Origin of the sequence: Kribbella sp. CA-253562 (assembly GCF_050942265.1) — a bacterium.
In the GTDB taxonomy this organism is placed as follows: Bacteria; Actinomycetota; Actinomycetes; order Propionibacteriales; family Kribbellaceae; genus Kribbella.
This window is the reverse complement of the sequence record NZ_CP192049.1, coordinates 8,358,516-8,372,579: the sequence shown is the minus strand read 5'-3', so window position 1 is coordinate 8,372,579 and position 14,064 is coordinate 8,358,516. Positions and strand designations below refer to the sequence as shown.

At 69.1% G+C, this 14,064-nt stretch carries 14 protein-coding genes; 11 read left to right on the top strand and 3 right to left on the bottom strand.

Going from position 1 to position 14,064, the window contains the following annotated elements:
* Positions 1 to 13 precede the first annotated feature (13 nt).
* Together ACQPXM_RS39890 and ACQPXM_RS39885 are read left to right on the top strand one after the other, a co-directional pair.
* Positions 14 to 1,396: a serine hydrolase domain-containing protein gene (locus ACQPXM_RS39890; protein WP_432943172.1), complete on the top strand. Its 1,383-nt coding sequence runs from the start codon at positions 14 to 16 to the stop codon at positions 1,394 to 1,396.
* Positions 1,397 to 1,560: 164 nt separating this feature from the next.
* Complete coding sequence (locus ACQPXM_RS39885; RefSeq protein ID WP_432943171.1) at positions 1,561 to 2,079, top strand: flavin reductase family protein; 519 nt, start codon at positions 1,561 to 1,563, stop codon at positions 2,077 to 2,079.
* A gap of 3 nt (positions 2,080 to 2,082) precedes the next feature.
* On the opposite strand, the gene ACQPXM_RS39880 is transcribed toward ACQPXM_RS39885, so the two are convergent.
* Positions 2,083 to 2,550 carry a MarR family winged helix-turn-helix transcriptional regulator gene (locus ACQPXM_RS39880; protein WP_432943170.1) on the bottom strand — a complete coding sequence of 156 codons (468 nt, stop codon included), beginning with the start codon at positions 2,548 to 2,550 and terminating at the stop codon, positions 2,083 to 2,085.
* Between the two features lie 67 nt (positions 2,551 to 2,617).
* Here ACQPXM_RS39880 and ACQPXM_RS39875 point away from each other — a divergent pair, with 67 nt between their 5' ends.
* The 8 genes from ACQPXM_RS39875 to ACQPXM_RS39840 all read left to right on the top strand — a co-directional run bounded on the left by ACQPXM_RS39875 (position 2,618) and on the right by ACQPXM_RS39840 (position 11,760).
* Complete coding sequence (locus ACQPXM_RS39875) at positions 2,618 to 3,064, top strand: nitroreductase/quinone reductase family protein (RefSeq protein WP_432943169.1); 447 nt, start codon at positions 2,618 to 2,620, stop codon at positions 3,062 to 3,064.
* Between the two features lie 62 nt (positions 3,065 to 3,126).
* Positions 3,127 to 4,164, top strand: coding sequence for a zinc-dependent alcohol dehydrogenase family protein (locus tag ACQPXM_RS39870; RefSeq protein WP_432943168.1), 1,038 nt, complete (start codon positions 3,127 to 3,129; stop codon positions 4,162 to 4,164).
* Positions 4,165 to 4,366: 202 nt separating this feature from the next.
* On the top strand, positions 4,367 to 5,644 hold the full coding sequence (locus tag ACQPXM_RS39865) for an ABC transporter substrate-binding protein (RefSeq protein ID WP_432943167.1): 1,278 nt from the start codon (positions 4,367 to 4,369) through the stop codon (positions 5,642 to 5,644).
* Between the two features lie 51 nt (positions 5,645 to 5,695).
* Positions 5,696 to 6,595 carry a carbohydrate ABC transporter permease gene (locus ACQPXM_RS39860; protein WP_432943166.1) on the top strand — a complete coding sequence of 300 codons (900 nt, stop codon included), beginning with the start codon at positions 5,696 to 5,698 and terminating at the stop codon, positions 6,593 to 6,595.
* Positions 6,592 to 7,497 (top strand): carbohydrate ABC transporter permease, encoded by a 906-nt coding sequence (locus tag ACQPXM_RS39855; RefSeq protein WP_432943165.1) that lies wholly within the window; start codon positions 6,592 to 6,594, stop codon positions 7,495 to 7,497. Before ACQPXM_RS39860 ends, ACQPXM_RS39855 begins: the two co-directional genes overlap by 4 nt.
* 138 nt (positions 7,498 to 7,635) lie before the next feature.
* Positions 7,636 to 9,270 carry a hypothetical protein gene (locus tag ACQPXM_RS39850; RefSeq protein ID WP_432943164.1) on the top strand — a complete coding sequence of 545 codons (1,635 nt, stop codon included), beginning with the start codon at positions 7,636 to 7,638 and terminating at the stop codon, positions 9,268 to 9,270.
* Positions 9,271 to 9,377: 107 nt separating this feature from the next.
* The gene (locus ACQPXM_RS39845) at positions 9,378 to 9,818 is read left to right on the top strand and encodes a hypothetical protein (RefSeq protein WP_432943163.1); all 441 of its coding nucleotides are present in this window, start codon (positions 9,378 to 9,380) and stop codon (positions 9,816 to 9,818) included.
* A 163-nt stretch (positions 9,819 to 9,981) separates the two neighbouring features.
* Positions 9,982 to 11,760: an NHL domain-containing thioredoxin family protein gene (locus tag ACQPXM_RS39840; RefSeq protein ID WP_432943162.1), complete on the top strand. Its 1,779-nt coding sequence runs from the start codon at positions 9,982 to 9,984 to the stop codon at positions 11,758 to 11,760.
* 73 nt (positions 11,761 to 11,833) lie between these two features.
* Here ACQPXM_RS39840 and ACQPXM_RS39835 read toward each other — a convergent pair whose 3' ends face one another.
* Entirely contained in the window at positions 11,834 to 12,082 is a 249-nt protein-coding gene (locus ACQPXM_RS39835) for a DUF6458 family protein (RefSeq protein ID WP_077018557.1), read from the bottom strand.
* 263 nt (positions 12,083 to 12,345) lie between these two features.
* Here ACQPXM_RS39835 and ACQPXM_RS39830 point away from each other — a divergent pair, with 263 nt between their 5' ends.
* Positions 12,346 to 13,143 carry an SAM-dependent methyltransferase gene (locus ACQPXM_RS39830; RefSeq protein WP_432943161.1) on the top strand — a complete coding sequence of 266 codons (798 nt, stop codon included), beginning with the start codon at positions 12,346 to 12,348 and terminating at the stop codon, positions 13,141 to 13,143.
* 52 nt (positions 13,144 to 13,195) lie between these two features.
* Here the strand turns inward: ACQPXM_RS39830 and ACQPXM_RS39825 are convergent, their stop codons facing one another.
* Positions 13,196 to 13,972 carry a DUF4097 family beta strand repeat-containing protein gene (locus tag ACQPXM_RS39825; RefSeq protein ID WP_432943160.1) on the bottom strand — a complete coding sequence of 259 codons (777 nt, stop codon included), beginning with the start codon at positions 13,970 to 13,972 and terminating at the stop codon, positions 13,196 to 13,198.
* Positions 13,973 to 14,064 lie beyond the last annotated feature (92 nt).

Genomic DNA, 14,064 nt, shown 5'->3' with positions numbered 1-14,064 from the left:
TAATCTGGTGGGCATGCCCAAATCTGTGGATGCCCAGACCCTGACCGAAGTCCTCGCGTACTACGACAGCTGGCTGGCCTTCAACCAGCGCTACCAGCGGATCCCCGGGATCCAGGCCGCCGTGTACGCCGAGGACCGGGTCGCGCTGTCCACGGCGTACGGGCTGGCGGACGTCGAGCAGGGCGTCGCGCTGAGCACGGAGCACCTGTTCCGGATCGCGTCGCACTCGAAGACGTTCACCGCGACGGCCGTGCTGCAGCTGGTCGAGCAGGGCAAGCTGCGGCTGGACGACAAGGCGTCGGCGCACGTCACCGAGATCGTCGGTACGCCGCTGGGGGAGCGCACCCTGCGCGATCTGCTCAGCCACGCCGCCGGGATCACCCGGGACAGCCTGGAGGCCGACTTCTGGCAACTCGCGGCGCCGTTCCCGGACCGCGAGCACCTGCTCGACGTGCTCCGCGCGGACACCTCGGCGGTGATCGAGGAGAACGACCGGTTCAAGTACTCCAACATCGGCTACGGCCTGCTCGGGCTCGTGATCGAGGCGGTCACCGGTACGTCGTACAACGAGCACGTCCAGGCGGAGATCGTGGCCAAGCTCGGCCTCGGCGACCTCGGGCCGGAGCTCGATCCCAGCCGGAGCACCCAGTACGCCGTGGGTTACAGCGCCTACGCCTACGCCGACCAGCGGGTGCCGATCGAACACGTCGACACCCGGGCGCTCGCGTCCGCGACCGGGTTCTACGGCACGGCGCACGACCTGGTCACCTACTGGTCGGCGCATCTGCCAGGGGACGAGCGGCTGCTGACCGATGGTTCGAAGCGGCAGATGCAGCACCCGCTCTGGAAGACCACGGAGGAGGACGGGCCGCGGTACGGGCTCGGCCTGATGGTCAATCAGGTCGCCAAACGGGATGTGTTCGGGCACGGCGGCGGCTATCCCGGGCACATCACCCGGTCCATGGTCGACCCCGGCCGGCGCGTCGCGGTGTCGGTTCTGACCAACGCCATCGACGGACCGGCGACCGAGCTGGCCGAGGGCCTGCTCAAGCTGATCGACCTCGCCGAGTCCAAGGACCGCGGGGAGGGCGACCTGTCCCGCTTCACCGGCCGGTTCGCGAACCTGTGGGGCGTGTACGACATCGCGCTGCTCGGCGGCCGGCTGTACGTGATCGACCCCACCGGCCCCGACCCGGCGGCCGAACCGATGACCCTCGAGCAGGACGGCGACACCACGCTCCGGGTCACCAACGGCTCCGGCTACGGCGGCTACGGCGAGCACTACCGGTTCACCTTCGGACCCGACGGACAGACGGAGTCGGTACGCATCGCCAACGGCCTGATCAGCCACCCCATCGAGCAGTTCTCCCTGCCCGAACGGGTGACCGTACGGTAGTGGCATGACTGTGCTTTCGGCCTCGCCTCCGGCTCGGCGTGGTCATGGGGCTTTGTCTCCCGGTCTTCCCTCGTCGGTCGGTCGCTGCGCTCCCTCCCTCCTCAGTCCAGACCGGGAGGCCCCATGACCTTTGTGCTCGACTTCGATCCAGGCCTGGAGGTCTGATGACGATTCACGGGGACCATCCGTTTCTGCCTGCCGAGAGCGACCGGAGTCCGGTCCGGCGCTTTCGGGGGCGGCTGGCTTCGCCGGTGGGGCTCTGGACCAGCGAGTACGCCGGGAAGCGGGCCGGGCTGACGGTGTCCTCGATGGTTGTCGGCGACGGTGACCCGGGAGTGGTGGTCGGCCTGCTCGACCCCGACTCGGACCTGTGGGAAACGTTGCGCAAGGCAAAGACCGCCGTGGTCGCGCTGCTCGGCGGACCGCACCAGCAGCTCGCGGACGCGTTCGGTTACGTGGCTCCGGCGCCTGGCGGCCCGTTCCGGATGGTCGAATGGACCGAGACCGAGTGGGGTCCGGCGCCGGTCGGCGTCAGCACCTGGGCGGGTTGCCGGCTGCTCACCGAGGACCCGCCCGAGGCGGGGTGGTCGGTGCAGGTCCAGCTCGCGATCGAGCACGTCGAGCTGCTCCCGGACGACGTACCGCCGCTGGTCCACCGGCGCGGGCGCTACACCGTCCTCTGAAGCCTAGCCCCGCGCCCGGATCCGCGCGGCCTCCGACTCCTGGAATTTCGTGCCGCGGACGAGGAAGTCGTGAATGACCTCCAGTTCGGCGCGGGTGTAGCGCTCCAGGATCGCCTGCCCTGCCGGACGAATCGGCCCGTACACCTCTTCAACACGTGACTCCGCCAGCGGTGTCGGCCGCACCAGCACCCGCCGCCGATCCGTCTCGTCCCGCGTCCGTACGGCGTACCCGGCGCCCTCCAACCGCTCGATCGCCGCAGTGGTCGCTCCCGGACTGAGCTGGGTCCGCTCGGCGAGCTCGCCCGCGGTCAGCTCGCCGAGCCGCAGCAGCAGGCCGATGCAGGCCAGGTCGGTCCGGTTCACGCCCAGCTCGGTCGCCGCCGTCGCGTCGACCTGGTCGGTCGCCTCCTGGAACACCACCACCGCGGTGGTGATCGCTTCGGTCAGCTCGGCCCGGGTTTGTTTCGACACTCGAAATACTTTAGCATCGGTTCCATTGTTTCGACGATCGAAACAATCGTCCCGTGAGGAGGGTTCGATGGCGTCCACCACCGCGTTGCCCGGCTGGCTCCCGATCGCCAACCGGGTGGTGAAGTTCCTGCACCGGCTGGGCCTGCCGCTCGGCACGATCCAGCTGCTGTCCGTGCCCGGCCGCTCGACCGGCGAGCTGCGCACCACCCCGGTCTCCCCGTTCACCGCCGGCGCTCACCAGTACGTCGTGAGCCCGGTCCCGAAGTCCGACTGGGTGCGCAACGCCAGTGCCGCCGGCTGGGGCACGCTCCGGCGCGGCCGCGTCAGCCGCCGGGTCACGCTCGAGACCGTCACCGACCCGGCCGAGAAGGAAGCGGCGCTCAGGGCGTTCCCGAAGCAGGTGCCGAACGGCGTCCCGTTCTTCGTCAAGGTCGGTGCCGTCACCAGCGCCTCGCCGGACGAGTTCGCCGCCGCGGCGCCCGGCTGCGCCGTGTTCCGCGTCGTTCCGGCCTGATTCTCGCCGTCGCCGCGTGCCCCCTGACGGCGCGGCGGAATGTCCGGACCTATGCTGCGGACATGCGAGCCACCACGATCCACGCCCCGTTCGACGTCCGGCTCAGCGAGGTGCCGGACCCGGTGATCACCGCCCCGACCGACGCGGTGGTGAAGATCGTCGCCGGCTGCATCTGCGGATCCGACCTGTGGTCGTACCGCGGCGAGAACAAGATCAAGCCGGGCAGCCGGATCGGCCACGAGTACGTCGGCATCGTCCAGGAGGTCGGCGCCGACGTCCGGACCGTGAAGCCGGGCGACTTCGTCGTCACGCCGTTCGTGGCCAGTGACGGCACCTGCCCGAACTGCCTGGCCGGGTACCAGTCGGTCTGCCAGAACCTGGTCGGGATCGGCAGCGACCGGGCCGACGGCGGCCAGGGCGAGTACGCCAAGGTCCCGTACGCCGACGGCACGCTCGTCGCGACGCCCGAGGTCCCCGACGACTCGCTGGTGCCGTCGCTGCTCACGCTGTCCGACGTGATGGGCACCGGCTGGCACGCCGCGCGTTCCGCGCGGGTGAAGCCCGGCGACACCGTCGTGGTGGTCGGCGACGGCGCGGTCGGGCTGTGCGGCGTACTGGCGGCGGTGCGGATGGGCGCCGAGAGGGTCGTTGCCTTGTCGCGGCATCAGACGCGGCAAGAACTTGCCAAGAAGTTCGGCGCGACGCACATCGTTGCCGAACGCGGGGACGACGCGCGGGACGCCGTCCTGGAACTGACCGACGGCGTCGGCGCCGACGCGGTGCTGGAGTGCGTCGGCACGGACCAGTCGTTCACGACCGCGTTCGAGATCGCACGGGCCGGCGCGACGGTCGGATTCGTCGGCGTACCGCACGGTGTGGAGGTGCCGATCCGCCGGATGTTCAGCAAGAACGTCGGTTTGGCCGGAGGTGTCGCGCCGGCGCGGGCGTACCTGCCGGAGCTGATGGCCGACGTCCTGGCGGGCGAGATCAACCCCGGACTGGTGTTCGACCAGACGCTGCCGTTGTCGGAGGTGGCCGAGGGCTACCGTTCCATGCACGAGCGGCGCGCGATCAAGACCCTGCTGCTGCCGGAGCGCTGACCCCGGCCGCTGCCACGCCTGGCCGAACCGGCTTGCACTAGCACGATGTGTGCGCTCTCATACCAGATGCGCACACGGCATCACGTCTGCGCAACGCGCCTGCGCGGAACGTTGACACCTGACCAACCCCGTGACCACAGTTGGGCGGTCAAGGGGGCATTCGTTGTCAGACAGCTCGATGAGCTGATCGGAGAGTGAAATCATGCGTGGTGGTTGGAGCAAGACCCTCGCGGTGCTGGGTGCCGCGGGTCTTCTCGCGGTCAGTGCCTGCGGGAACAGCGACGACGGAGGCAGTGGGGACGCGTCGGCGAGCAAGGACGTCACTGTCTTCACCTGGTGGGCCGACGGCGGCGAGAAGGCCGGCCTGGACGGACTGGTCTCGACGTTCGCCACGGAGTGCAAGGACTTCAAGTTCGTGAACTCCGCGGTCGCCGGTGGTGCCGGCTCGAACGCCAAGCAGGTGCTGGCGAACGACCTGGCCGCGGGCAAGCCGCCGTCGACCTTCCAGGCGCACGCCGGCGCCGAACTCGGTGACTACATCAGGAACGGCCAGGTCGACGACGTCAGCGACCTGTACAAGGAGTTCGGGCTCGACAAGGCCTTCCCGCAGAGCCTGATCGACAACCTGACCGTCGACGGCAAGATCTACTCGGTGCCGGCCAACGTGCACCGCGCGAACGTGGTCTGGGCCAACCCGGCGGTGCTGAAGAAGGCGAACCTCGACGCCACCAAGGCCCCGGCCTCGGTCGACGCCTGGATCGCCGACATGGAGAAGCTGAAGGCGGCCGGGGTCAAGGCGCCGCTGGCCACCTCCAAGGGCTTCGCCGAGGAGATGGTGATGGAGGTCGTGCTGCTCGCCGAGCTCGGCCCGGACAAGTTCACCGGCCTGTGGAACGGTCAGACCGACATGGCCGGCGCCGACGTCACCGCCGCGCTGGAGAAGTTCAAGAAGATCTTGTCGTTCAGCAACGCCGACCGCGAGGCGATCGACTGGCCGGACGCGCTGCAGTACGTGAACAAGGGTCAGGCGGCGTACACGGTGATGGGTGACTGGGTCGCCGCGCAGCAGCTCGCCGACAAGGTGCCGGACTCGGCGTACACCTACTGGCCGGCGCCGGGCACGGGCGAGACCTTCCAGTACCTGGCGGACTCGTTCACGCTGCCGACCAACGGGCAGACCCCCGAGGGCGCGAAGTGCTGGCTGAAGGTCGTCGGCTCGGCCGAGGGCCAGAAGGCGTTCAACACCAAGAAGGGCTCGATCCCGGCCCGCTCGGACGCCGTCGCCACCGACTACCCGAAGTACCAGCAGACCGCGATGGCGGACTGGAAGTCGAAGAAGATCGTTCCGTCCTGCGCTCACGGTGCGGCCTGCACCCTCGGCCAGAACGACTCGATCCTGTCGGCGATGGGTCAGTTCAGCAGCGGCATGGACGTCGCCACGCTGCAGAAGGCACTGGTCGCCGCGGCCAAGCCGAACTGATCTCCCTGTAGTTCTCACTTTCGGCCGACCAACGATTCGGAGTCCTGAGCCATGCACGGAAGGATCCGTACCTGGGGACCGGGGGCACTGGTACTGCTGCCCACGGTCCTGCTGCTCGGGTACTTCGTCTACGGGCTGATCGCCTGGACGTTCAACACGTCGCTGACCGACAAGCACAGCGCCCGGCCGGTGCCGACCAACCACGTCGGCTTCGAGAACTACGTGAACCTGTTCGGCGAGGAACGGTTCCTCAACTCGCTGAAGAACCTCGGCGTGCTCACGGTGGCGTTCATCGTGGGCACGCTGATCTTCGGCCTGCTCTGGGCCCTGCTGCTGGAGAAGGGGGTCCCGGGCGAAGGCATCTTCCGCTCGGTCTTCCTGTTCCCGATGGCGGTGTCGATGATCGCCTCCGGTGTCGTCTGGGGCTGGTTGCTGAACCCGTCCCAGGGCGACGACGCGCGCGGCCTGAACCGGCTGTTCTCGATCCTGCACCTGAACTTCCTCGAGAACCCCTGGTGGACCGGGGGATCGCGCTGGACGACGATGGCCTCGATCGCGCTGCCGGCGGTCTGGCAGCTGTCCGGCTACATCATGGCGCTGTTCCTGGCCGGGTTCCGGGGCATCCCGCCGGAGCTGCGTGAGGCGGCCCGGGTGGACGGCGCGTCGGAGTTCAAGCTCTACCGGTACGTGCTGTTCCCGCAGCTGTCCCCGATCGCGCTGTCCGCGCTGATCATTCTCGGCCACATGTCGCTGAAGCTGTTCGATCTGATCTACGCGATCACCGGGCCGAACCAGTTCCGCACCGAAGTGCCGTCGGTCTACATGTGGAACACCCTGTTGCGCAGTGACATGGCGAAAGCGGCCGCGATCGCGATCGTGCTGCTCGCCGTCGTCGCGGTCCTGGTCATTCCGTACGTCGCCTACACCGTCCGGCAGGAGAACGAAGAATGAGCGTCGTCGAGGCCGGCCAAGCGACCGGCAAGGCCGCGGCGGCCGTCGCCAGCAAGCCCCGGCGCAGTACGGTCAACGACGGGTCGACCCGCAAGAGCCGGACCGTGCGCTACATCCTGCTGCTGCTGTTCTTGTTGTTCGTGCTGACGCCGGTGTACGTCGTACTGATCACGAGCTTCAAGACGTCGGCCGACACCACGGCCGCCGCGCAGTGGTCGCTGCCGCAGACCTGGACGCTGGAGCCGTGGCGCAAGGCGTGGGACGTGCTGCAGCCGTACATGGTGCGGTCGCTGTCGCTCGCCGTACCGGCCGCGATCCTGGCCTCGCTGATCGGTTCGGCGAACGGGTTCGTGCTGGCCCGCTGGCGCTTCCCCGGGGCGAACCTGGTGTTCGCGTTCATCCTGTTCGGCATGTTCATCCCGTACCAGGCCGTGATGCTGCCGCTGCGGCAGACCTACCAGGACCTGGACGTCACCCGCGGCATCCCGACGCTGCTGATCACCCACGTCATCTACGGCCTCCCGATCTGCACGCTGATCTTCCGCAACTACTACGCGACCGTGGTCCCGCACGAGATCATCGAGTCCGCGCGGGTCGACGGCGCCGGGCTGGTCCAGACCTACGCGCGGATCATCCTGCCGATCTCGATCTCCGGCTTCGTGGTGACGCTGATCTGGCAGTTCACCTCGGTCTGGAACGACTTCCTGTTCGCGCTGTTCCTGACCCAGCAGAACAACGGGCCGGTCACGCTCGGACTCGCCGCGCTGGCCGGTGGGCAGAAGGTCGACTACGCGGCCTCGATGGCCGGTGCGTTGATCACCTCGTTCCCGACCCTGCTGGTCTACATCGTGCTCGGGCGCTGGTTCATCGGCGGTCTGATGGCCGGTGCGCTGAAGGGCTGACGGATTCCCGCTCCGGCCCGTGGCTCCCTGCTGGGGACACGGGCCGTAGTACTTTCGTGACCGCGTGTCGTAAAGGTTGTCCACAGGACTCGCGCAGCACCCTGCGGCTGGGTGGGCTTCGGCGGTAATCTCGCCAGAGTGACCAAGTCACGAGGGCGGGACGGGCGCGGCAGTCATCTGCGGCTGGTCGACTCCTCTTCCGGCCCCAACCCCCAGCCCCCGGCTGGTGTCGCCGACACCGACACCACGCCGAGCGTCGCTGTGCTGGAGACCCTGCAGGAGACCTTGCTGCTCGATCTGGCCGCGGCGCCGCCCGCCCTGCACCCGGTGATCGCCGAAGCCTCCGTCGCCCGCTCCGCCGCGCTGCTTGCCGACCAGCTCTGGCCGGCCGGACGGCCCGACGAGATCGGTGAGGTCGAGCGGTTCTTCTGGGCCGACGCCGCGCGCGTGCTCGGCGAACGCCGCGACGTGGATTCCTTTGTCCTGCTGACGAGTCTGGCCCGCACGGTCGGCCCGGCGGGACGGCTGCCGCTCCAGCGGGCGCATCTGTCCCGCGCGCGCACGCAGTTCGGCGTACCGGACTGGGTGTCGCGGATCGCGGGCTTCCGGCTGACCAGCGCGATCGTGTCCGAGGACGTGACCGGTGACGGACTGAGCGTCGTACTGGACTACGACGACGACCAGCATCCGCACACCGTGGTGGTTTTCGTCGACAACAACCTGGGCGCGATCGCCAAGGACGTTTTTGTCGGCCCGCCGGTCGACCGGGTGGTCGAGGCCTATCAGCGCGGTGGGCGGGTCACTGTCCGGACCGTCCGGCCGGCCGCCGCGGCCGGGATCATCCTGCAGGCGCTCGGCGAGACCCACGACCACGACGAGCCGCCGGTCACCGAGGACTTCGAGTTCTTCTCCGGCCTGCTGGTGAACCGCCTGACCCAGCTGCCCGAACGCCCGATCCGGCCGCCGATCCGTCCATTGCTGTCGCCGCGCCACCGCGAGCAGCTGGTCGAGGAGTTCCTCGACTCCCGGTACGCCGCCGGCCTGCCCGACGACGCCGGCGACATCGCCCGCCTCTGGGTGGACCACGCCCTGGACCGCACCGTCGGCGGCCCGCTGCGGGTCAGCGCCGTCCTGGTCGAGCTCTTCCTCGCCTCCTGGCTGCCCCGCAAGGTCCTTGCCGACAGCACCTACTTCGGCGCCGTCCCGGTGGTGGTCAAGGCGTGGCTGCAGTTCGCCGGCGACCGCACCCAGCTCGACCTGGACGCCATCGAGGAGGCCCTCGACGCCGTCGACGTCTGGACCCCCGCCCTGGAAGCCGCCGCCCTGGACGACCCGATCGGCTCGACGTCGGGCGAACGCGTGTTCCTCGACGAAACCAGTACCGACCTCGACGAGGCCTACCGCACCCTGTCCGGCCTGGGCTCCCCGCCCCGCCCCGACCTCGACGGGCTGGACAAGACCCAGGCCGCCACCCTGTCCGTTCTGGCCCCGCACGCCTGGCTCCTGGCCGGCGAAACCCTCGGCATCGCCTACGCCGCCGACGCCTTCGACATCGCCGAACGCCTGGTCCGCGAGGCCCCCGACCTGCTCACCAAGGCCCGCCTGTCGACCTGGCCGAGAGCCATCGTCTGGCACCTCGCCCACCACCACCGCCTGGTCGGCCCCGGCGAACCCCTCACGCCCCACTCCCTGGCCAACGACCTCGCTTCGTCGGCCCCCACCCTGCGCAAAACCACCAAGCTCCTCACGGACACCCTCGTCCTGCCGAGGTGAAGTCGGAGCGAGGCACTGCCTGGCTGGCGTGCGCTGACCGGTGCAGCACCGCGCGATGAGCGAGGACCGAGAAGGCACTGTGATGGTCGGTGTGCAACCCTGCGGTCATGGAAGCTGTCGGCACGTTCGCGATCGGAGTCGACCTTCGGCTCGTCTCCACAGCCGACGGTGGCCGGGCGACCCCGCTGCGTGGAGGATCCGCGCCCGAGCACCGCTTCACCTACCGGCCGAACTGGGGACTGCCCGCGTGGGGTGACGGCGAGCAGACGGCAGGTCCCGTGCTGGGGTTCTCGGCGGTGGACATCCAGCCGGGGGACACGGTGCGTGCGGTGCTGGTGCCGACGATTCCCGACCACCTCGCCGGCTGGCGCGCGGTCGCGCCGGGTGACGTCCTGCGGATGTACGAAGGGCCGCGGATCTGCGGGTTCGGGACGGTGGCGTGGGCAGAACCGGCCACCTGGCCGATGCCTCCCGCCGAGCGGGAACACTTCACCCGCTGGCTGCTCGGCGACGAGCGCCGGCCGGCACTGACCGATCTCCACCACTGATCAACCACCCGCTGCGGCCTGCGGACGTCGCGAGCTGAGCGTGGAACGGCGGTGGATGAGCGGGCTGATCGGTGGTGCAGGTCGGCGTCGGAGGTTGATGCGACCGGTCTCGGTGGGCGGAGGCGCCGGGGGAGTGGGTTGAGGCGGGGCGGACAATGGACGCATGCATGTGCGCGCGCCGGAGCTCAAGGGTCGGGGATGGTTGAACACCGGGGGGAGCGAGTTGAAGCTCGCGGACTTCCGGGGGCGGTTCCTGTTGCTGGACTTCTGGACGTTCTGCTGTATCAACTGCCTGCACGTCCTGGACGAGCTGCGGCCGCTGGAGGAGAAGTACGGCGACGCGCTGGTCATCGTCGGTGTGCACTCGCCGAAGTTCGCGCATGAAGGCGAAGAGGAGGCGGTCAAGGCGGCGGTCGAGCGGTACGAGGTGGGCCACCCGGTGCTGGACGACCCGGAGCTGGTGACCTGGCAGAACTACACCGCCCGGGCCTGGCCGACGCTCGTGCTGGTCGACCCCAACGGCTACATCGTGGCGCAGTACTCCGGCGAAGGACACGCGCATGCGCTGGACGCCCAGCTCGAGGAGCTGATCGCGCAGCACGAAGCGGCCGGCACACTGACGCGCGGCAAGTCGCCGTACGTCGCGCCGGAGCCGGTGGCGACCGAGCTGCGGTTCCCCGCGAAGGTGATTGCCGGAGGCAAGGGATTCCTGGTTGCGGACGCCGGCAACCACAGCATTGTCGAGCTGGCCGAGGACGCGACAACCGTGGTCCGGCGGTTCGGGACAAAGCAGCGTGGGTTCGAGGACGGGACGACGACCGCAACGTTCTCCGAGCCGAACGGGTTGACGCTGCTGCCCGACGACGTGGCCGCCCAGGTCGGGTACGACGTGGTGGTGGCCGACACCGTCAACCACGCGCTGCGCGGGATCACGCTCAGCACGGGCGAGACCCGCACCCTGGTCGGGACCGGCAAGCAGTGGATGGACGGCGACGGCACCGACGTACTCAGCTCACCGTGGGACGTCGCCTGGTGGCAGGGCAAGGTGTGGATCGCGATGGCCGGCGTGCACCAGTTGTGGACGTTCGACCCGCTGACCGGGGTCACCGAGATCGCCGCCGGTACGACGAACGAAGGCCTGCGCGACGGCGAACCGGCCCAGGCCTGGTTCGCGCAGACCAGTGGCCTGGCGGCGGACGGCGACCGGCTGTGGCTGGCGGACTCCGAGATCTCCGCGCTGCGCTGGATCGACACCGAGGTGCACACGGCGGTCGGGACCGGGCTGTTCGACTTCGGGTTGCGCGACGGCAAGGCCGACGAGGCGTTGCTGCAGCACCCCTTGGGCGTCACGGTGCTGCCGGACGGTTCGGTGGCGATCGCCGACACCTACAACGGAGCCGTCCGCCGGTACGACGCGCGGCAGGGCGTCGTCGAGACGATGGCCACCGGACTGGCCGAGCCCAGCGGAGCAGTTGTCGTCGGCAACGAATTGATCGTGGTCGAGTCGGCGGCGCACCGGTTGACCCGGGTGCCGCTGGGAGCCCCGGCGCAGGTCGACGAGTTCAGCACTCGTACACAGCGTCCGCCGATGGAGATCGCCGGCGGCGAGGTCACGCTGGAGGTGGTGTTCACGCCGCCGCCGGGCCAGAAGCTGGACGACCGGTACGGGCCGTCGACGCGGCTGCTGGTGTCGTCGACGCCGGAGAACCTGCTGCGTGAGGGCGCCGGGGACACCACGGACCTGAAGCGCCGGCTGGTGATCGACGAACGCGTCGGCGACGGCGTGCTGCACGTCGCCGTACAGGCCGCGTCGTGCGACGACTCGGAGGCGGTGGAGTTCCCGGCCTGCCACATGCACCGGCAGGACTGGGGTGTGCCGGTGGTCGTCACTGCCGGCGGTGCCCCGCGCCTGGAGCTCGTGCTGTCCGGAGCAACCAACTGACGAAACACAAACGGCCGGTCGTCGTGGCGCCCACCTGAGCGTCAGAACGACCGGCCGCGGTCTGGAGGTGCGACTATTCCTTGATGTCGCGGTGGTGCTCCTCGACGACGCGGTACTCCTCCTCGACCGCTGGGTCGATCGCGTCGTTCGGCACCCGCCGGCGGCGGTTGGTGATGTAGAAGGAGAGCACGATCCCAGCCACTCCGGCGAGCAGCAGGATGTACCCGACGGCGGTCAGGTCGACCGCCTCCCAGGAGTCACGGACGGCGAACGCCAGGATCGCGCCCACCACCATCAGGAAGATCCCCACACCGATGCTCATCCGAGCCTCCTCGTGAAGTCGTTCGACACCTTCGACGCTACTCCGGCCGGTGGGCGGAATCCATTGCCGAAGCGTGTCGGTCACGCCACGTGCGCCCCCGCCAGGTACCCGGCGCCAAACATCTCGGCGGCGGAATTCCACGACCGGCCGGTCGAGGTTCCGGGCGCTCCCTCCATCTTGTAATGTCACAGTCTGCAAGGACGGGGGCAACGCTGTGCGATCGAGATCTGGCGTCGTACGTCACTGAGACCGAGGAGTTCTCCATGCCCGCTGATTACGTCCCGGAGATCCGGATCGACATCCCGCACTCGGCGCGGATCTGGAACTACTGGATGGGTGGCAAGGACCACTACGACTCCGACCGCGTCGCCGGGGAAGCCGGACTGGCCGTGGATCCGGACATCTCCACGATGGCCGTCGAGTCCCGCAAGTTCCTCGTCCGCACCGTGCGGCACCTCGCCGCAGAGTCCGGCATCCGCCAGTTCCTCGACATCGGCACCGGATTGCCCACGATGCAGAACACCCACGAGGTCGCCCAGAGCGTGGCACCCGAGGCCAAGATCGTCTACGTCGACAACGACCCGATGGTGCTGACGCACGCCCGCGCCCTGCTGGTCAACACCACGGCCGAAGGCGTCACCGCCTACGTCGACAGCGACTACCACGAGCCCGAGCAGATCATCGCCGACGCCCGCAACGTGCTGAACTTCACCCAGCCGATCGGTGTGATGTTCATGGGAGTGCTCGGCCACGCCAAGACCTACGACGACCTGCGCCGCATCGTCGACACGGTGATGGACGCCGTGCCGTCGGGCAGCTACCTCACCATGTGGGACGGCACCACCGACAGCCCGGCCTACGTCGCGCTGTGCGAGGGCTATGCCAAGACCGGTGGCGCCCCGTACATCCCCCGGCCGCAGGAGGAGATCAAGGCGGTCTTCGACGGGCTGGAGTTGCTGCCACCGGGATTCGGGCCGATCGTCGACTGGCGGCGGGACTCCGACGATCCTCGCCCGCGGCGACCGATCGCTGCCTACGGAGCCGTCGCCCGGAAGCCGTAGTCCGGCGCCCGCGGGCGACCTTCGCGCCGTGGATCCATCCGGAGGCTGAGCCTCAGGAGTCGCGGGCGGTGAGCTCGACGTCGCCGGAAACCGTGGTGGCGCGGATCGTGTGGTCGGCCGTCGGGGTGTCGCCCAACGCGTTGTCGACGTCGCCGGTACGGGTCTCGGTTTCGACCCGGTAGGCCCCGCTCGGAGCGCTCACCTCGATGTCGCCACTGGTCACGTCGGCGGTCACGTCGTTGGGCTCGGCCAGTTCGACGTTCAGGTCGCCGGACGTGGTCCGCACGGTCACCGCGCCGCCCTTCACTTCGTGCGCCTCGATGTCGCCGGAGGTGGACTGCACGTCGAGCCGTCCGGTCAGCCGCTCGACCTGCACGTCACCCGCGGTCAGATCGAGCTTCACATCGCCCGACACGTCGGATACCTCGAGGTCGCCGGAACGCGACTTCAGGTCGACCGCGCCGGTCCCGGTGATCTTCACGTCGCCGCTGCCGTTGTCGCCGGTGACCTTCGTACCGCGCGGCACGGTCACCACGTAGTCGGCCCGGCAGTGCCAGCCGCAGTTGCCGTCGAGCTTGAGCGTGTCGCCGTCGACGGAGAAGCCGGTGTCGCGCTTCAGCAGCCAGTACTTGCGCTTCTCCTGCACGGTTGTCTCGGCCACGTCGCCGACCTGCACCGTGACGTCGGAGTCCGGCGACTCCAGCCGGACGGTGGAGATCCGCTCGCTCACCTCGTGGGTGTCGTCGGACTCCTTGTCACCCCACGTCCAGATCCCCAGGCCGATCCCGGTCACCAGCAGCAGCGCACCGACCTGCTTGACGTCAGCCATCGTCCGTCCAATCCTCGTCCCCGCCCTGCACCGTCGTCTCGACCCTAGGTCCGTACGACGGCCGCCCGGATCAGGCGACGACCCCCACCGGT